General features: G+C 44.8%; 15 protein-coding genes. All 15 read left to right on the forward strand.

What is annotated here, in order from left to right; all coding sequences use genetic code 11:
- The first annotated feature begins 5 nt into the window (after window positions 1-5).
- Window positions 6-1,928: a beta-glucoside-specific PTS transporter subunit IIABC gene (locus tag ACWM35_RS20065; protein WP_454820657.1), complete on the forward strand. Its 1,923-nt coding sequence runs from the start codon at window positions 6-8 to the stop codon at window positions 1,926-1,928.
- A 61-nt stretch (window positions 1,929-1,989) separates the two neighbouring features.
- On the forward strand, window positions 1,990-3,423 hold the full coding sequence (ascB, locus tag ACWM35_RS20070; protein WP_454820658.1) for a 6-phospho-beta-glucosidase: 1,434 nt from the start codon (window positions 1,990-1,992) through the stop codon (window positions 3,421-3,423).
- Window positions 3,423-4,820: a 6-phospho-beta-glucosidase gene (locus tag ACWM35_RS20075; protein ID WP_454820659.1), complete on the forward strand. Its 1,398-nt coding sequence runs from the start codon at window positions 3,423-3,425 to the stop codon at window positions 4,818-4,820. The genes ascB and ACWM35_RS20075 overlap by 1 nt, the downstream gene beginning before the upstream one ends.
- Window positions 4,821-5,077: 257 nt before the next feature.
- On the forward strand, window positions 5,078-6,151 hold the full coding sequence (prfA, locus tag ACWM35_RS20080) for a peptide chain release factor 1 (protein WP_454820660.1): 1,074 nt from the start codon (window positions 5,078-5,080) through the stop codon (window positions 6,149-6,151).
- Window positions 6,144-6,992 carry a peptide chain release factor N(5)-glutamine methyltransferase gene (gene prmC / locus ACWM35_RS20085; protein ID WP_454820769.1) on the forward strand — a complete coding sequence of 283 codons (849 nt, stop codon included), beginning with the start codon at window positions 6,144-6,146 and terminating at the stop codon, window positions 6,990-6,992. The genes prfA and prmC overlap by 8 nt, the downstream gene beginning before the upstream one ends.
- Before the next feature lie 437 nt (window positions 6,993-7,429).
- Window positions 7,430-8,323: a stage II sporulation protein R gene (spoIIR, locus tag ACWM35_RS20090; RefSeq protein ID WP_454820661.1), complete on the forward strand. Its 894-nt coding sequence runs from the start codon at window positions 7,430-7,432 to the stop codon at window positions 8,321-8,323.
- A 165-nt stretch (window positions 8,324-8,488) separates the two neighbouring features.
- A complete protein-coding gene (locus ACWM35_RS20095; protein ID WP_454820662.1) occupies window positions 8,489-8,935 on the forward strand; it encodes a GNAT family N-acetyltransferase in 447 nt (148 codons plus the stop codon).
- Window positions 8,936-9,120: 185 nt separating this feature from the next.
- Window positions 9,121-10,167, forward strand: a complete 1,047-nt coding sequence (locus tag ACWM35_RS20100) for an L-threonylcarbamoyladenylate synthase (RefSeq protein WP_454820663.1) — start codon at window positions 9,121-9,123, stop codon at window positions 10,165-10,167.
- Between the two features lie 368 nt (window positions 10,168-10,535).
- Window positions 10,536-11,093, forward strand: coding sequence for a manganese efflux pump MntP (locus ACWM35_RS20105; protein WP_454820664.1), 558 nt, complete (start codon window positions 10,536-10,538; stop codon window positions 11,091-11,093).
- Window positions 11,094-11,176: 83 nt separating this feature from the next.
- Entirely contained in the window at window positions 11,177-11,605 is a 429-nt protein-coding gene (locus ACWM35_RS20110; RefSeq protein WP_454820665.1) for a low molecular weight protein arginine phosphatase, read from the forward strand.
- Between the two features lie 21 nt (window positions 11,606-11,626).
- On the forward strand, window positions 11,627-12,067 hold the full coding sequence (gene rpiB / locus ACWM35_RS20115; protein ID WP_454820666.1) for a ribose 5-phosphate isomerase B: 441 nt from the start codon (window positions 11,627-11,629) through the stop codon (window positions 12,065-12,067).
- Window position 12,068: 1 nt separating this feature from the next.
- Window positions 12,069-12,644, forward strand: a complete 576-nt coding sequence (locus ACWM35_RS20120) for a TIGR01440 family protein (RefSeq protein WP_454820770.1) — start codon at window positions 12,069-12,071, stop codon at window positions 12,642-12,644.
- Window positions 12,645-12,921: 277 nt separating this feature from the next.
- A complete protein-coding gene (gene glyA, locus ACWM35_RS20125) occupies window positions 12,922-14,163 on the forward strand; it encodes a serine hydroxymethyltransferase (RefSeq protein ID WP_454820667.1) in 1,242 nt (413 codons plus the stop codon).
- A gap of 124 nt (window positions 14,164-14,287) precedes the next feature.
- Window positions 14,288-14,917, forward strand: coding sequence for a uracil phosphoribosyltransferase (upp, locus tag ACWM35_RS20130; protein ID WP_454820668.1), 630 nt, complete (start codon window positions 14,288-14,290; stop codon window positions 14,915-14,917).
- A 251-nt stretch (window positions 14,918-15,168) separates the two neighbouring features.
- Window positions 15,169-17,400 carry a S8 family serine peptidase gene (locus tag ACWM35_RS20135; protein ID WP_454820669.1) on the forward strand — a complete coding sequence of 744 codons (2,232 nt, stop codon included), beginning with the start codon at window positions 15,169-15,171 and terminating at the stop codon, window positions 17,398-17,400.
- Window positions 17,401-17,596 lie beyond the last annotated feature (196 nt).

A 17,596-nucleotide genomic window follows, 5' to 3' on the forward strand; every position in this document is an offset into this window, starting at 1 on the left:
TTAGAATGAAATACCAACAATTAGCTAAAGACATCATTGAAAATGTCGGCGGAAAAGAAAACGTTAACAGTGTTGTTCATTGTATTACTCGTTTACGCTTTAAGTTAAAGGATGAGGGTAAGGCGAATACCGAAGTGTTGAAAAATATGGAAGGTGTCGTTACCGTTATGAAAAGCGGCGGCCAGTATCAAGTGGTAATTGGCAACCATGTTCCGGATGTGTATAAGGCAGTTGTGGAAGCTGGAGGGTTTCAAACAACTGCGCCTGTGGATGCGAATGATGACAAAAAGCAAGGTGTTTTTAATAAATTTATTGATATCATTTCTGGAATTTTTACCCCGACATTGGGTGTACTAGCAGCAACTGGGATGATCAAGGGGTTTAACGCATTATTTATAGCGTTAGGCTTATACGCGAATACTTCTGGAACCTATCAAATCCTAAACGCCGTTGGTGATGCTTTATTCTATTTCTTCCCGATCTTCCTTGGTTATACAGCTGCTATTAAATTCGGTGGAAATAAATTTATCGGAATGGCGATCGGTGCTGCGCTCGTATACCCAACTCTAGGGACGTTAACCACGGGTGATCCGCTCTATACGCTTTTTGAAGGAACGATGTTTCAATCACCCGTCTATATTGAATTCCTAGGAATTCCGGTTATATTAATGAGCTATGCATCATCGGTTATTCCCATCATTATTGCGGCACTTGTGGGTGTTAAGGTAGAAAAATGGCTGACAAAAGTGATACCTGATGTTGTTAAAACTTTCTTAGTTCCATTCTTTACATTGCTGATTGTTGTTCCGTTAACATTTATGGTGATTGGGCCAGTTGCTACATGGGCAGGACAGCTTTTAGGTCAATTAACACTTTTCTTAATCAATTTAAGCCCAATTATCGCAGGTATCTTCCTTGGTGCTTTGTGGCAAGTATTTGTTATTTTCGGATTACACTGGGGTCTCGTGCCGATTGCGATTAATAACATGATGGTTATGGGGGAAGATCCAATCTTAGCTTTGATTTTTGCAGCATCATTTGCGCAAACAGGGGCTGTACTTGGAGTTTGGCTTAAGACTAAAGACAAGAAGTTAAAGTCATTAAGTATTCCAGCGTTTATTTCCGGTATTTTCGGTGTGACCGAACCGGCAATTTACGGGATTACGCTTCCTAGGAAAAAGCCGTTCATTATCAGCTGTATTGCCGCTGCCGTCGGTGGAGCAATCTTAGCGGTCTTTAATTCGAAAGTATTTATTATGGGTGGACTTGGAGTTTTTGGCTTCCCAGGATTTATTCATCCGCAAGAAGGAATTGGTTCAGGGCTTTGGGGCTCAGTCATCGCCGTAATCGTAGCGTTCATCCTTGGTTTTGTACTCACTTATTTATTTGGTGGATTAGGGAAAGAAGAGAAGGCAGCTAAAACGTCAGCTCCTGGAAAAAAAGCAGTTAATCAAGTAGCAGCTGGAGTGAAAGTGGAAACGGAAGTGATTTCAAGCCCATTCCAAGGTGAAGTAAAACCATTATCAGATATTAGAGATGCTGCTTTTGCGTCAGGTGCACTTGGAAAAGGTGTTGCCATTGAGCCGTCAGAAGGGAAGTTATTCTCACCTGCATCTGGGACCGTCTCTGCATTATTCCCAACGAATCATGCAATTGGTATCACTACCGATCAAGGTGCAGAAATCTTAATTCATATTGGATTGGATACGGTACAGCTCGATGGGAAGTTTTTCACCGCCCGTATTGGTCAAGGATCACGTGTTGAAAAAGGACAGCTTTTAATTGAATTTGATATGGCTGGAATTAAAGCCGCTGGCTACGAATTAACGACTCCAGTAGTAATAACCAATTTTGATCAATACAAGGTTAGTACAAAGGATAAAAAACAAATCAAAGCCGGTGAACAATTAATCGAGGTATTTGCTTAATAGATTAAAAGGGGAAAGACATTTTTCCCCTCTTCATATTTACAAGAAAAGGGGTTTTACCATGACAGTATTTCCTAATGGATTTTTATGGGGCGGTGCAATTGCTGCCAACCAAGCGGAAGGTGGTTATTTAGAAGGCGGTAAGGGCTTAACAACGGTTGACCTCATGCCTGCAGGCAAAAAGCGCTGGGATGTTTTAGTAGGGAAGCTTGATTCTTTTACCCCTAAGGAGGGAGAAAGCTATCCTTCTCATGAAGCGATTGATTTTTACCACCGCTTTAAAGAAGATATTTCGTTGTTTGCGGAAATGGGCTTTAAAGCGCTCCGTCTTTCGATTTCTTGGGCGAGGATTTTTCCAAATGGGGATGATGCCGTGCCGAATGAAGCAGGATTAAAGTTTTATGATGATGTCTTTGATGAACTATTAAAACACGGCATTCAACCGGTAGTCACGATTGCTCACTTTGATGTACCTGTTCACCTAGTTGAAGAATATGGCAGCTGGAGAAACCGTAAGCTTGTTTCATTTTTTGAAAAATATGCTACAACCTTGTTTAATCGTTACAAGGACAAAGTGAAATACTGGATGACGTTTAATGAGATCAACATGCTGCTGCACTTACCGTTTGTCGGTGCCGGTCTCATTTTTAAAGAAGGAGATAACAAGCTTCAGATTCAATATCAGGCAGCACACCATCAACTGGTCGCTAGTGCACTAGCAGTAAAGGCGTGCCACGAAATCATCCCAGATGCGAGGATCGGCTGTATGCTAGCCGGCGGCGCAACCTATCCATATACCTGTAACCCGGATGATATTTTGAAATCAATGGAGAAAGACCGGGAATCCTTCTTCTTCATTGATGTGCAGTCACGCGGCGAATATCCAGGCTATGCAAAGCGTTTCTTTAGAGAATACAAGCTAACGATTGAGATGGAAGCGGGCGACGAGGAATTATTGAAAACGGGTACCGTGGATTATATCGGGTTCAGTTATTACGGAAGCCGGGCAACAAGCACTGATCCTGAGATTTTAAAACAAATCTCGAGCGGCAATGTGTTTGCTTCTGTAGAAAACCCATACTTAGAAAAATCGGAATGGGGCTGGCCGATTGACGCGAAGGGCTTCCGGATTACGTGCAATCAATTATACGACCGCTACCAAAAACCATTATTTGTGGTTGAAAACGGACTTGGTGCTGTGGATGAAGTCACTTCTGAAGGGGAGATCCTTGACGACTACCGTATTGAGTATTTAAGAAAACACCTTGCTGAAATGGGTGAGGCGATTCAGGATGGAGTCGAAATCCTTGGATATACCAGCTGGGGACCGATTGATATCATCAGTGCCTCAACCGGTGAGATGAAAAAACGTTATGGCTATATTTATGTGGATAAAGATAATCAAGGCAATGGCTCGCTTAAGCGGCTGAAAAAGAAAAGCTTTTATTGGTATAAGAAAGTAATTGAATCCAACGGGGAAGAGGTGGATATTTAATGAGGAGATTCCCAGAAGGCTTTTTATGGGGCGGAGCAGTGGCTGCCAATCAATTGGAGGGTGCATACCAAGAAGATGGAAAAGGGTTGTCGACGGCTGATGTGTCACCAAGTGGAATTATGTATCCACCTGATTTTTCGCTGACAAAATTTAATTTATATCATGAAGGTATTGATTTTTACCATAAATATAAAGAAGATATTGCGTTGTTTGCGGAAATGGGCTTTAAGGCTTTTCGTTTTTCCATTGCCTGGACGCGAATTTTTCCAAATGGTGATGAACTGGTGCCAAATGAAAAAGGCTTGCAGTTTTACGACAATGTGATTGATGAATTACGGAAGTACAAGATTGAACCAGTTGTTACGATTTCACATTATGAAATGCCTGTTGGTCTTGTGAAAAATTACGGTGGCTGGAAAAATCGTCAGGTCGTTGAATTTTATGAGCGTTATGCGCGGACGTTATTCGAACGCTACAAGGGTAAAGTGAAATACTGGATGACGTTTAATGAAATTAACGTGCTGCTGCATGCGCCGTTTACGGGCGGGGGCTTGTTATTTGAGGATGGTCAAAAGGATGAACAGGTGATTTATCAGGCTGCCCATCATCAATTTGTTGCCAGCGCCCTTGCGGTGAAAGTGGGACATGAAATTATCCCAGATTCACAAATTGGCTGTATGATTGCTTCCATGGTGACCTATCCTTATAGCTCGAAGCCAGAGGACATGTTTGCGGCATTAACGCAGGACCGTAAGACATTGATGTTTGCCGATGTCCAATCACGGGGCTATTATCCAAGCTATTTGAAAAATTACTTTATCGAACAGGGAATTGAGATTGAAATCGCTGATGGAGATTTACAGCTGCTTCAAGAGAATACTGTCGATTATATTGGTTTCAGTTATTACATGTCCTTTGTTGCCAGCACGGCTCCAGAACATCAAGAAATGGCTGCTGGAAACCTATTCGCTGGTGTGAAAAATCCTTATTTAAAAGCTTCTGATTGGGGCTGGCAGATTGACCCGGTTGGGCTAAGGATCGTTTGCAATCAGTTATATGACCGTTACCAAAAACCATTGTTTATTGTGGAAAATGGCCTCGGTGCGCTGGATAAGGTAGAAGAAGATGGATCGATTCAGGATGACTATCGCATCGACTATTTACGTGCGCATATTGCTGAAATGAAAAATGCGGTTGCAGATGGCGTGGAGATCATCGGCTACACCTCTTGGGGTCCAATTGACCTTGTCAGTGCCTCAACCGCGGAACTGAAGAAACGATATGGTTTTATCTACGTGGACCGTGATAGCGAAGGAAAAGGCTCGAATAAGCGAATTAAGAAGAAAAGCTTTGATTGGTATAAACAGGTTATTGCGACAAATGGTGAGGAACTATAAGCGTGGGTGCCCCTTAGTTTGGGGCGCCCTTTTTGATGTTGTGATCGAGATGGCATACTTAGAAAGAGCTAAAGTCCACGTAAAGGGTGTATACGTGCCCGAAAAGGTGAAAAGGAGGGGAAAACGGTAACGTAAAGAGTACTTCATGACCATTTGAAAACAGAATAAAAATTTTCCTCGATTAATTTGGTTTTGACGCGTACTTTTACCTATACTATAATTATAATGTTATGGACTAAAACTTGAGGTGAATAACTGTGTTTGATCGTCTTCAATCTGTTGAAGATCGCTATGAGAGATTAAATGAACTCCTAAGTGATCCACAAATTATTAATGATTCAAAAAAACTTCGTGAATATTCAAAAGAACAATCTGATATACAAGAGACTGTACAAACGTATCGTGAATATAAAGAGGCGCGCGAGCAGCTCCAGGAAGCTAAGGCTATGCTTGAGGAGAAGCTTGACGCTGAGATGCGTGAAATGGTGAAAGAGGAAGTCAATGAGCTAGAAGCCCAAATCGGGGAGTTAGAAGAGAAAATGAAGCTCTTGATGATTCCAAAGGATCCGAATGATGACAAAAACGTTATCTTCGAAATCCGTGGTGCGGCAGGCGGGGAAGAAGCGGCCTTATTTGCTGGAACCCTTTACCGCATGTACAGCCGCTATGCAGAGGCACAGGGATGGAAGACAGAACTTATCGATGCCAACCCGACTGGCCTAGGCGGTTACAAAGAAATCAGCTTCATGATTAATGGGCAAGGTGCCTACTCTAAATTAAAATTTGAAAGTGGCGCCCACCGCGTACAGCGTGTGCCAGAAACAGAATCTGGGGGCCGAATTCATACTTCAACTGCTACGGTTGTCTGCTTGCCGGAAGCGGAAGAGGTAGAAGTAGAAATTAATGATAAAGATATCCGTTTTGATGCGTTCGCATCGAGTGGCGCCGGCGGTCAGTCCGTTAATACGACGATGTCTGCCGTCCGATTAACCCATATTCCGACTGGAATTGTTGTATCGATTCAGGATGAAAAATCACAGCACAAAAACAAAGACAAAGCGATGAAGGTATTGCGTGCCCGTATCTATGATAAATTCCAACAGGAAGCACAGGCGGAATTTGACCAGGTTCGTAAGTCTGCTGTTGGTACTGGTGACCGTTCCGAACGGATCCGTACCTACAACTACCCGCAAAATCGCGTGACAGACCACCGTATCGGGTTAACGCTGCAAAAGCTCGATCAAATCGTTGAAGGCAAGCTTGATGAAATTATTGATGCGCTTATTTTAGAGGATCAAACAAGCAAGCTTGAAAATGCGAACGATGAGTAAAAAAGTATTCGAAGCTCTCCAATGGGCTTCTTCTTTTTTAAAAGAAACAGGTCGTGAAGAACATGCCGGGGAGCTGCTTCTCCGTCATGTAACGGGGATGTCGCGGTCTCAGTTGTTTGCGAACATGAGGGAGTGCCTGTCACCTACCGACATTAACCGATTTGAGGAGGCTGTTCACGAACATGCCAAAGGGACCCCAGTTCAATATATTATCGGCATCGAGGAATTTTACGGACGTTGTTTCGTCGTGAACGAAGAGGTGCTGATCCCTCGGCCGGAAACGGAAGAGCTCGTTTATGAAACGTTGAAGCGAATCGATAAGCGACCGCTAAAGCTGGTCGATATTGGCACCGGCAGCGGGGCAATTGCAATTAGCTTAAAACTTGAAGAGCCAACACTCACCGTGTTTGCCTCCGATATTGCCGCAGAATCACTAGAGGTTGCAAAAGAAAATGCCCGCCGTCTCGGGGCGGAGGTTGAATTTGTCCAAGGGGATTTACTACAGCCTTTTCGCGGCGGAAGCTTTGATGTGGTCATTTCGAACCCGCCTTATATTCCGGTTAGCGATATCGAAACGATGTCAGTGGTGGTAACCGAGCATGAGCCGCACCGGGCGTTGTTTGCCGGAGAAGATGGACTTGATTTTTACCGCCGTTTTATGTCCGAGCTCCCCGAGGTGCTAGCGCCGGTCGCGCTCGTTGGATTTGAAATTGGGGCCGGTCAGGGGGAGGCGGTAGCCGACCTTTTTCGAAAAGCCTTTAAGAATGTCAAAGTGGAAGTCGTCAATGATATAAATGGCAAGGACCGGATGGTTTTTGCCGAGATCAACTCCAGAGGTTAATGCTCTGGAGTTTTTTAAATTTATGGCTCTGTTATAACGGAATGCAGTGTTTTAAAAATAAACGGAAAATTTTCGCTTATTTTGGAAAATACCTATATTTCCTTCAAAATAAGGGAAGTTTTTTTCCCTATATGATCTAAATCCTTGGATTTTGACTTATTAAGAGCATTTAAGCGGAATTTCTCCCCTTATATTAGCTTCATAGGCTTCCTTTTTGACATTAACGGAAAATTCTTCTCTTATGAATTCTCCTATCAAACGCTAATCAACCATAAAAAATACAAATGTGGAGTTATCTGAATTCAGTTCCAACGCCTGGGGCACGGATCATAAGTTGCTTCCGATTTTCGTAATTCAATCTAGTTTTTTTAAAATTTACTAGTTTAAGATTCTTTCGTTCTGTCCACAATGAAGATATCGAAGGGGCGGTGCGAGAGATGAACAATAAAGTATTAGTATGGGCGTACTTAGTGGTTTTATCGTTTGCTACTATTATTAATTTATATATACCAAAAAATGAAGCGGTCGCGAAGGATTCGGTGATTATTCCGGCGGATGCGATTCGACTTAGAATTCTAGCAAATAGTGATTCAGGAAAAGATCAAGAGATTAAGCGGATGGTTCGCGATGCGGTCAATGCTCAAATTACTTTGTGGGTGCAGGAGTTGACCTCTAAAGAGAAGGCGAAAGCGGTGCTGCAAGCGAAGCTACCTGAGATTCAAGGGATTGCCGAAGAGGTTGTTGCTGGGCAGGGTTCCGATCAGAGTGTGAAGGTAGAATTTGATAAGGTTCAGTTTCCGACGAAATTATATGGGGAATTTTTATATCCAGCTGGTGAGTATGAAGCGATCTTGATTACGTTAGGTGAAGGCGGAGGTGCCAATTGGTGGTGCGTACTTTATCCACCGTTATGTTTCTTGGATTTTTCGAACGGGGTAGCGGTCAGTGATGGCTTTGATGAAAGCAAAACAGCGGTGGCGGCTGAGAAAGAAGAGCCTGTTAACAACGTGGAGATAGAAGTTGAGGAAGTTAAGAAAGTGGTGGAAGAGGCTGAGGTCGAGGAAGAAACTCCAGTAAAAGCAACGGTGAAAAAGCAGGTTGAGAAGGTAACGAAAGAGATCGAAAAGAAAGTGGAGTCGAAGAAAGCTAGGGTCGAGATGGAATCTGCAAAAGATGAGGACAAAGATTTCGAAAAGGTAGAGAAGGAAGCAGACTCAGAGAAGGAGAAACCGTCAAAAAAGGAGAAAACCGCACCGGTGTATACAGAGGAAGATGAAGAGCCAGTGAAAGTGAAATTCTTCGTTGTGGAAATGTGGGATACTCTCTTTTAATCCTGCCAGCCCAATCCAGTCCTGTTACTAGGGCTGGTTTTTTTGTGAATAAGTGCAAATCTGCCACCTTTGATAGTGGGGGAAATTTCTTTGCTAGAGTTAGTTCTATTTCTTCTATGAATCCCATATTGATAGAGTAGAATCTAAAAAGTTGAGGTGGAAGGGATGCAAGCACTAATACGCTCGGCGAATCAGGGGGATTTAGGGAATTTACGAGAGTTTCTTTCAAGAGCGAACCTGGGGACAGATGGATTAACAGAGGAAACGGTCGAATACTTTCTTTTGCTAGAGGATGAAGTTGGAGCGATTAAGGGGACACTAGGAATTGAAGCATTCGCGGAGTTCGGGCTGCTGCGTTCACTCGTTGTTTCGCCGGGAATGGCGGATAAGGATATTTATATTTTGATCAATCAAATGATGCAATTGGCGAAGGAAAAGGGACTGAAGAGCGTGTTTTTAGCAACGAATAAAGGTGGTGCCTTAACGTTTTTTGAATTACTAGGTTTTCGGAGGGTGGAAAAGACAGATATACCTGCTGAGTTTTATGGGTCAGATCATATTCGACACGTTTTCAATGTGGATAACTCGTTATTTTTAAAATTTTCATTATAATTGTGGATATATCCACAAAGTTATCCACTATTTCCGTAAAGTTATACACAAATTGTGGATAGTATCTTGTATTTGTCCCCACCTTCTTTTATACTTGCAAACATGTTGATGATAAAATATGAGTCTAGATGCCTAGATTCGGCAAATTTCGAGTTTTCATTTGTTTGAGATAAAGGTGGATAACAATGGGTACAAAAGTGTGGAAAGTGGATAAAAATGTGGATAACCTCGAAAATAATCCACAAGTTGTGGATGCCGCTCATTTTTTACGGGAAAATGAGGTCGTCGCCCTACCAACGGAAACGGTTTACGGCTTAGGTGGAAATGCCGAAAGTGATGTGGCGGTGGAGAAAATTTTTGCGGCCAAGGGCAGACCGAGTGATAATCCACTGATTATCCACATTGCTGACAGGGGACAGTTAAATCGGTTTGTCACGGAAATTCCGGAGAAGGCGGTCCGTTTGATGGACAAGTTCTGGCCGGGGCCGTTGACGATTATTTTTAAAAAGAAGGCTGGCGTTCTCTCAGAAATAGCAACGGCTGGATTAGCGACGGTGGCAGTAAGGATGCCGGATCATCCATTGGCGCTTGCCTTGCTGAAAAAATGTGGCTTGCCAATCGCCGCTCCGAGTGCGAATAGCTCAGGCAAGCCCAGTCCGACAACGGCTGAGCATGTGTTGGATGATTTAAATGGAAAAATTGCCGGTGTGCTTGATGGCGGTGCCACAGGTGTCGGCGTTGAATCGACGGTCGTTGATTGCACTCTGGCTGTTCCGGTGATCTTACGTCCTGGTGGTGTGACGAAGGAACAGCTAGAAGAGGTGATTGGTGAGGTTGGCGTAGACCCGGCATTGGTCGACGAGGTGTCAAAGCCGATATCACCGGGCATGAAGTATAAGCATTACGCACCAAATGCTCCGCTTTATTTGGTGACAGGCACCAAAGGATTTTTGCGCGAGTTAATAGAGGAAAAGCAGCGGGAAGGGCTGAAGGTCGGTGTGCTGGCGACGGAAGAGAGTGCTGCTGAGTTTGTGGGAGCGGATGTTGTGCTCGCCTGTGGACGGAGAGCGGAATTAGAAACGGTTGCGGCGGGTCTTTATGATACTTTGCGCAAGTTTAATCAAAGTGATGTGGATATTATTTTTAGTGAAATGTTCCCGAATACGGGCGTCGGCCATGCGATCATGAACCGATTGCAGAAAGCGGCAGGGAATAAAGTGATTAGTGAATAATTTGGATGGCCGGGACCTGTGGTGCAGAGGGTCCCGGTTTTTTAATTGTTGAAGTTGGGTGGGGAATTGTTGAAGGTAGCGGTGGAATTGTAAAAGGTTAGTGGGAAATTGTAAAAGCGGGCGTGTAAATTGTAAAAGTTCAGCAGAAAATTGTTGAAGGAAACTGGAATTGTAAAAGGTAGCGGTTGAATTGTAAAAGGCGGCGTGTAAATTGTAAAAGGTGCCCTCGAATTTGTAAAACCTGCCCTGAAAATTGTATAACTACCAAATAGAAAAAGGAGAATAACCCAACCCCCAATCCAGACTTCTATTTCCGCTTGGACGTGCATATGTTGAAGTAGGCAAGTCCGAGGGGAGCGGGTACAAGGATGACAGGCATGGTTGGGGAGATTGTCACGCTGTTGTTGATGGCGTTTGCGTTAGGAATGGATGCTTTTTCCGTGGGCCTCGGAATGGGCATGTATAAATTGAGGCTGCGGCAGATTTTTAACATCGGAATCACAATTGGGATTTTCCATGTATTGATGCCGCTTGCTGGCATGGTGGCTGGGAAGTTTTTATCAGAGAAATTTGGGACATTTGCGTCGCTAATTGGCGGCTTGCTCCTGATTATACTCGGGGTGCAAATGATTTGGTCAAGCCTTAGAAAAGGTGAGGAAAAGGCTATCACACCAATGGGCCTCGGGCTCTTCATCTTTGCCTTAAGTGTCAGTCTCGATAGTTTTTCGCTTGGGCTCACCTTAGGAATCTATGGGGCCAAAACGCTGCTCGTCATTATTTGCTTTGGGGTGGTGGCAACCTTGCAAACCTGGGCCGGTCTGCTGCTCGGGAAAAAGGCACAGAATTGGATCGGCTCGTACAGTGAAGCACTCGGCGGCAGCATTCTGTTGGCATTTGGCATAAAGCTTCTATATCCTTTCCTGTAAAAAACCTTTCTGATAATCGGAAAGGTTTTTTAATTGCAGGAGGTTTTGATAAAATAAGAAATAGATGAGAGGGGGCAGATGGTTTGCGGCGGATTTTGTTTGTTTGTACTGGAAATACGTGCAGAAGTCCAATGGCGGCAGCGATTTTAAAACAGAAAAACATCGACGGAATCGAGGTAAGATCAGCGGGAATTTATGCAGCAACGGGCAGTGAGGCTTCTGATCATGCACAAAAGGTGCTCGAGTTGAACCAGATTCCGCACCAGCATCGATCGAGCCAGCTTGATCCAGCGGCAGTCGCATGGGCCGATCTCATTTTGACGATGACGGCTTCGCATAAGGCGGCGATAGTTCAGCAATACGGTCCTGGCAAAGTCTACACCTTAAAGGAATTTACCGGAGAGGAAGTGGATTCCGATGTCGTCGATCCGTTTGGCGGCAGCTTGGCGATCTATCAACAAACCTATCGTGAGCTGGAAAAATTAATTGATAAAGCACTTGAAAAATTGTAATCGAAACTGGAGGAGTTTTTTATGAAAGTGGCATTAGCTTCAGATCATGGCGGAGTGAATCTTCGGAGAGAAATCGCTAGTTTAATGGATGAAATGGGCATTGAGTATCAGGACTTCGGCTGTGATTGTGAAACATCCGTTGATTACCCGGATTATGGACTTCCGGTTGCGGAAAAGGTGGCGAGCGGCGAGTTTGACCGCGGGATTTTAATCTGTGGAACTGGAATTGGCATGAGCATTGCGGCCAACAAGGTAAAGGGAATCCGTTGTGCCCTTGTTCATGATACCTTTAGTGCGAAAGCGACCCGTGCGCATAATGACACCAATATGCTGGCGATGGGGGAGCGTGTGATTGGTCCAGGGCTTGCCCGAGATATCGCGCAGATCTGGTTAACAGCTGAGTTTGAAGGCGGCCGTCATGCCAACCGCATTGGAAAAATCACGGAATACGAAAATAAGTAGGATGACTGCGATGATCGAGCAATGGGAAAAAGAGCTTGAAACGATATTAGCAGATTTTCACAAGCAGGCAGACTGGCGCGCTGGCCAGCTGCTCGTCATTGGCTGCAGCACAAGTGAAGTGATTGGTGAGAAAATTGGGACGGCCGGGACCTTCGAGGTGGCAGAAATGATTTTTCGCGGGTTGAAGAGGTTTGCTGCGGAAACAGGCGTTTCTTTGGCGTTCCAATGCTGTGAGCACTTAAACCGAGCGCTCGTGGTGGAGCGGAAAGTGGCGGGGGGACGAGGCTTGGATGAGGTGACGGTGATTCCTGTCCGTACCGCTGGCGGCGCGATGGCTACATATGCGTTTGAACAGCTTGCCGATGCCGTTGTCGTCGAGTCGATTAAAGCAGAAGCGGGAATGGATATCGGCAACACGTTAATCGGGATGCACTTAAAGCCGGTGGCGGTGCCAGTAAGGGTCAGTCAAAAAACCGTTGGGCATGCCCATGTGACGTTGGCAAAAACCCGGCCAAAATTGATTGGCGGCGCCCGGGCCGTTTACGAGCGGAAGCAGGAAAACTCAAGCTGCAGCTGAGTAGTTTTAGGTAAAAACCGTACAATTTAAGGTTAATTCGCGTTATTATTCGGAAATACCTCAGATTCAACTCCATACCAACGAATATTTTTCGTAAAAAGGGGATTTTTCGTAAATCCCCAGTTCTTTTTTTACAAGAAACGTGCTATTATATAGAGGGAATTTTCGAAAAAAATGTTTATACATATAGGCAGTGTAAAGGTGAATTTCGGACCAAGTTGTTTGGTGCGAAGCAACATCAAGTCTATCGCGGCCTACAAACTTAAGGGGGATGACGATGAAGCATTTGTCAAATCAGGACAAGCAGGTATTTGAAGCAATTCAGCAAGAATTGGGACGTCAACGTGGGAAAATTGAATTAATTGCCTCAGAAAACTTTGTCAGTGAAGCAGTAATGGAAGCACAAGGCTCCGTGTTAACGAACAAGTACGCAGAAGGTTATCCTGGACGCCGCTATTATGGCGGTTGTGAATATGTGGATGTCGTCGAAGACCTCGCTCGCGACCGTGCCAAGGAGATTTTCGGTGCGGAGTACGTCAATGTTCAGCCGCACTCTGGTGCCCAAGCGAATATGGCGGTTTACTTTACGATCTTAGAGCACGGGGACACAGTACTTGGAATGAACCTTTCTCATGGAGGCCACTTAACACACGGCAGCCCGGTAAACTTCAGTGGTATTCAATATAAGTTTGTTGAATATGGTGTGGATGAAGTGACGCACCGCATCAATTATGAGGATGTATTAGAAAAAGCGCGCGAGCATAAGCCAAAGTTAATTGTTGCTGGTGCTAGTGCCTACCCGCGCGAAATTGATTTTGCGAAATTCCGTGAAATTGCCGATGAAGTCGGCGCATACTTGATGGTAGATATGGCGCATATTGCTGGTTTAGTTGCGGCAGGTTTACATCCAAATCCAGTACCATATGCTGATTTTGTCACAACGACTACGCATAAGACGCTGCGCGGTCCTCGTGGCGGGATGATTCTTTGCAAAGAGGAATTTGGCAAGAAAATCGACAAATCGATCTTCCCTGGAATTCAAGGTGGTCCGTTAATGCACGTGATTGCGGCGAAGGCAGTGGCATTTGGCGAAGCACTTGAGGATAGCTTTAAAGAATATGCTGGGAACATCATCTCCAATGCAAAACGCTTAGCGGAAAGCTTGGAAAAGGAAGGCATCAAGCTTGTTTCTGGCGGTACGGACAACCATTTACTGCTATTAGATATGCAGACACTTGGTTTAACGGGTAAAGTAGCAGAAAAGGTGTTGGATGAAATAGGAATTACCGTTAATAAAAACACCATCCCATTCGATCCGCAAAGCCCATTCGTGACAAGCGGTATCCGTATCGGTACAGCAGCTGTCACAAGCCGCGGCTTTGGATTAGAGGATATGGATGAGATTGCTTCTATCATCGCCTTTACGTTGAAAAATCATGAAGATGAAGCGAAGTTGCAGGAAGCAGCCGCTCGTGTTGATGCGCTGACAAGCAAATTCACGCTTTATCCAGAATATTAAACATCCTAGAAATCGACCCTATTTTTTGGTCGATTTCTTTTTGTTGAAAGTTGCCTCGTGATATATTTTTCTGTAGAATTAAACGCAGTGTGTAAAACAATTTTATTAAAAAGGGGCGATCATTGTGGCAAAGGTTTACGTCTTCGACCATCCACTTATTCAGCACAAGCTTACATACATCCGTGATAAAAACACAGGAACAAAAGAATTCCGCGAATTGGTAGACGAAGTCGCAACACTCATGGCTTTTGAAATCACAAGGGATATGTCACTTGAGGAAATTGAAATCGAAACACCAGTCTGCCCGTCAAAATCAAAGGTTCTATCTGGGAAAAAGCTCGGCCTAGTACCTATTTTGCGCGCTGGAATTGGTATGGTTGACGGGATTTTGAAATTGATTCCCGCGGCGAAGGTCGGCCATATCGGCTTATATCGTGACCCAGAAACATTAATGCCAGTCGAGTACTACGTGAAATTGCCGAGCGATGTCGAAGAGCGCGACTTCATCGTTGTGGATCCAATGTTGGCGACCGGCGGTTCCGCAATTGAAGCGATTAACTCGTTGAAAAAGCGCGGCGGCAAACATATCAAATTTATGTGTCTGATCGCGGCACCAGAAGGATTAGAAGCGTTGAAGGAAGCCCATCCGGACGTGGACATCTATATCGCCGCTTTGGACGAAAAGTTGAACGACCATGGCTACATCGTACCTGGACTAGGCGACGCTGGCGACCGGTTGTTTGGAACGAAATAATATTTGGAAAACTGAGCAGACTTGTGCGGTCTGTTCAGTTTTTTTGTTTTTTTGTAAGTGGTGGTCATAATCAGTTCGGATCTGGTCACAAGAAGAAAAAATGTGGTCATAAATAGAAAAAATCCGGTCATAAATGACTAAAACGCAGTCATAAGCATGGTTCCGGCCGACAAAAAACAGTGATCAAGATAAAAATCCGCATATTTTCCCCTTTTAAAGAAAACGATATGAAAAAAAGGGGAAATATTTGCATGAAAAAATGGACGCTTCTGCTTGTACTTATTTTTTCCATCCAAACGCTGGCCTCAGCACGAATGCTTGAAACTCCTCCGATTCCAAAGGAACGGATTGCGATTGTCGTCCTCGAAAAACGGCAAACTCCACTTGAAATCGAACAATTCCTAAAACCCTACAAGGATCTTAAACTGCGCCATGTTTTTCAAGAGGCGATCTATGGATTTTCTGTAGAAGGAAACCCGGAAACGCTAGAAATGCTGGCTCAGGAACAGAACAAAAAAATCATTTCCGTTTCTCCCGTAGCCAAGTATCAGGTACAAACAGAGGAGAGCCGGAAGATGATTGGCGGTGAGGAAGTCCGCGGCCTGTTTGATGACAAAAACCAGCGGCTGACAGGAAGGGGAGTGACCGTCGGGGTCATCGATACCGGTGTTGACTATACGCACCCCGACCTCAGACGTAATTACGGCGGCGGCCGCGACCTTGTGGATAATGATACGGACCCAATGGAGACAAAAACCTTGGGGAGAGCGACTGTCCACGGAACCCATGTTGCTGGGATTATTGCCGCGAATGGTCGAATCCAAGGGGTGGCTCCAGAGGCAAAAATTCTTGCTTACCGGGCGCTTGGTCCAGGTGGCGGCGGGACGACGGAGCAAGTGATTGCCGCAATCGAACAGGCAATAAAGGACAAGGTGGATATTATGAATTTATCACTCGGAAATGATGTCAATGGTCCCGATTTGCCAATCAGCCTTGCGCTCAATCGTGCTGTTGAAAAAGGGATTGTTGCGATTGCGGCAAATGGGAATTCTGGACCGAATATTTGGACTGTCGGTTCACCCGGGACAGCGTCAAAGGCAATCTCCGTTGGCGCCTCGACACCAACAATGGAGGTTCCTTCTATATTAATAGAAGGAACGCGGAATAGACTGACGGTACAACCGCTGGAAGGGTCGGGGAAATGGACGATCGACCGCTCCCTGCCCCTCGTCTATGGTGGACTCGGCTCGAAAGACGAGCTCAAAGATGCAGCTGGGAAAATCGTACTGCTAAAACGGGGGAAGCTTACGTTTACGGAAAAGGCACAAAACGCGCTTGAAGCAGGAGCGAGTGCGGTGATTATCTACAATAATCTGAGCGGAAATTTTATGGGCAATCTTGAGCATCCGCTCTCGATACCGGTAGGGTCCCTATCGAAAAAGGATGGGGAAGTCCTGAAAAAACGAGTAAATACAACAGTAAGAATTTCCGTGAGTCACGAAAAAGATCAGCTCGCTGACTTTAGTTCGCGCGGCCCGGTGACTGGCACCTGGGAGGTGAAGCCGGACATTGTTGCCCCAGGGGTAGCGATCAACTCGACGATTCCGGGTGGTTATCTGTCGCTGCAGGGAACGAGCATGGCGGCGCCGCATGTCGCTGGAGCGGCTGCGTTAATTAAACAAGCCCATCCGGATTGGACACCGGAGCAGATTAAGGCAGCCCTGATGAATACCGCAAAACCGTTAGTAAAAAGTGAATCATCTACTCCTTATCGGACGTATGAGCAGGGAGCGGGGAGGATCCAAGTTGCGGAAGCGGTGAAGGCAAAGTCACTCGTCTCGCCAAGCAGTATCCGTTTTGGCAAATTTGAAGGGGAGGAAGATGTTCATAAAGCCTTTTTAACAATAAAGAATGTATCGGACCATAAGCTGCATTATTCCTTTGAAATTCCAAAACATGTCGAGGGCTTAGAGTGGCGGTTTCCCCTATCCTTTACTCTTGAACCTGGCGAATCCCAGGAAACAAAAATTGAATTGACAGTGGAGCCGGACCAATTGAAGGGGAAAATTCACGATGGCTACCTGTCGATTGATGCTGGCGAGACAAAAATCAACATCCCTTATATGTATGTTTTGGAAGAGCCGAACTATCCGAGGGTGATGGGCTTTGATTTTAAGGAAGGCGACCAGCCGGGAAGCTACCGATACGAGGTGTACCTTCCAGGGGGAGCAGAGGAATTTGGCATCGCATTGTTTAATCCCGATGACTACCGCTTTGTGGGATTTTTGGATAGCGAACAGAATATGAAAAAGGGATTGATTAGTAAGGACGTACCGCCAGAAAATATTCCTTCATCGGGGGCTTATCTTGCCAAAGTGTTTGCGAAAAAGGCAGGCAAGGAGGATTTTATTGAAAGGATGCTGATCATCGGAGAAGGAACCAGGGTAGGGAGTGCAGGGGATGTTAAAAAAGTTGTGAATTAAAAGTTCACAAAATGGACACATTTTTGTCAAAACTCATACCTGATTTCAACTAAAATATAAGTGACATACATCACACAAAGATGGAAGAATTTATCGAGAATAGATTGTGGATATTTTCACGTAAATCCATTGACATTGACAGGGTGCTATTGTATGCTAACAAAGGATGTAAAATGAGAGGGTTTTCATAATTTCG

The organism is Neobacillus sp. K501 (genome assembly GCF_053749995.1).

Excerpts from the sequence above, each read along its gene's own strand:
- ACWM35_RS20100 (WP_454820663.1), top strand. The coding sequence starts at position 9,121 with ATGGGTACAAAAGTGTGGAAAGTGGATAAAAATGTGGATAACCTCGAA.
- ACWM35_RS20075 (WP_454820659.1), top strand. The coding sequence starts at position 3,423 with ATGAGGAGATTCCCAGAAGGCTTTTTATGGGGCGGAGCAGTGGCTGCC.
- ACWM35_RS20135 (WP_454820669.1), top strand. The coding sequence starts at position 15,169 with ATGAAAAAATGGACGCTTCTGCTTGTACTTATTTTTTCCATCCAAACG.
- ACWM35_RS20065 (WP_454820657.1), top strand. The coding sequence starts at position 6 with ATGAAATACCAACAATTAGCTAAAGACATCATTGAAAATGTCGGCGGA.
- glyA (WP_454820667.1), top strand. The coding sequence starts at position 12,922 with ATGAAGCATTTGTCAAATCAGGACAAGCAGGTATTTGAAGCAATTCAG.
- ACWM35_RS20105 (WP_454820664.1), top strand. The coding sequence starts at position 10,536 with ATGACAGGCATGGTTGGGGAGATTGTCACGCTGTTGTTGATGGCGTTT.
- rpiB (WP_454820666.1), top strand. The coding sequence starts at position 11,627 with ATGAAAGTGGCATTAGCTTCAGATCATGGCGGAGTGAATCTTCGGAGA.
- ascB (WP_454820658.1), top strand. The coding sequence starts at position 1,990 with ATGACAGTATTTCCTAATGGATTTTTATGGGGCGGTGCAATTGCTGCC.
- ACWM35_RS20120 (WP_454820770.1), top strand. The coding sequence starts at position 12,069 with ATGACTGCGATGATCGAGCAATGGGAAAAAGAGCTTGAAACGATATTA.
- spoIIR (WP_454820661.1), top strand. The coding sequence starts at position 7,430 with ATGAACAATAAAGTATTAGTATGGGCGTACTTAGTGGTTTTATCGTTT.
- prmC (WP_454820769.1), top strand. The coding sequence starts at position 6,144 with ATGAGTAAAAAAGTATTCGAAGCTCTCCAATGGGCTTCTTCTTTTTTA.
- ACWM35_RS20095 (WP_454820662.1), top strand. The coding sequence starts at position 8,489 with ATGCAAGCACTAATACGCTCGGCGAATCAGGGGGATTTAGGGAATTTA.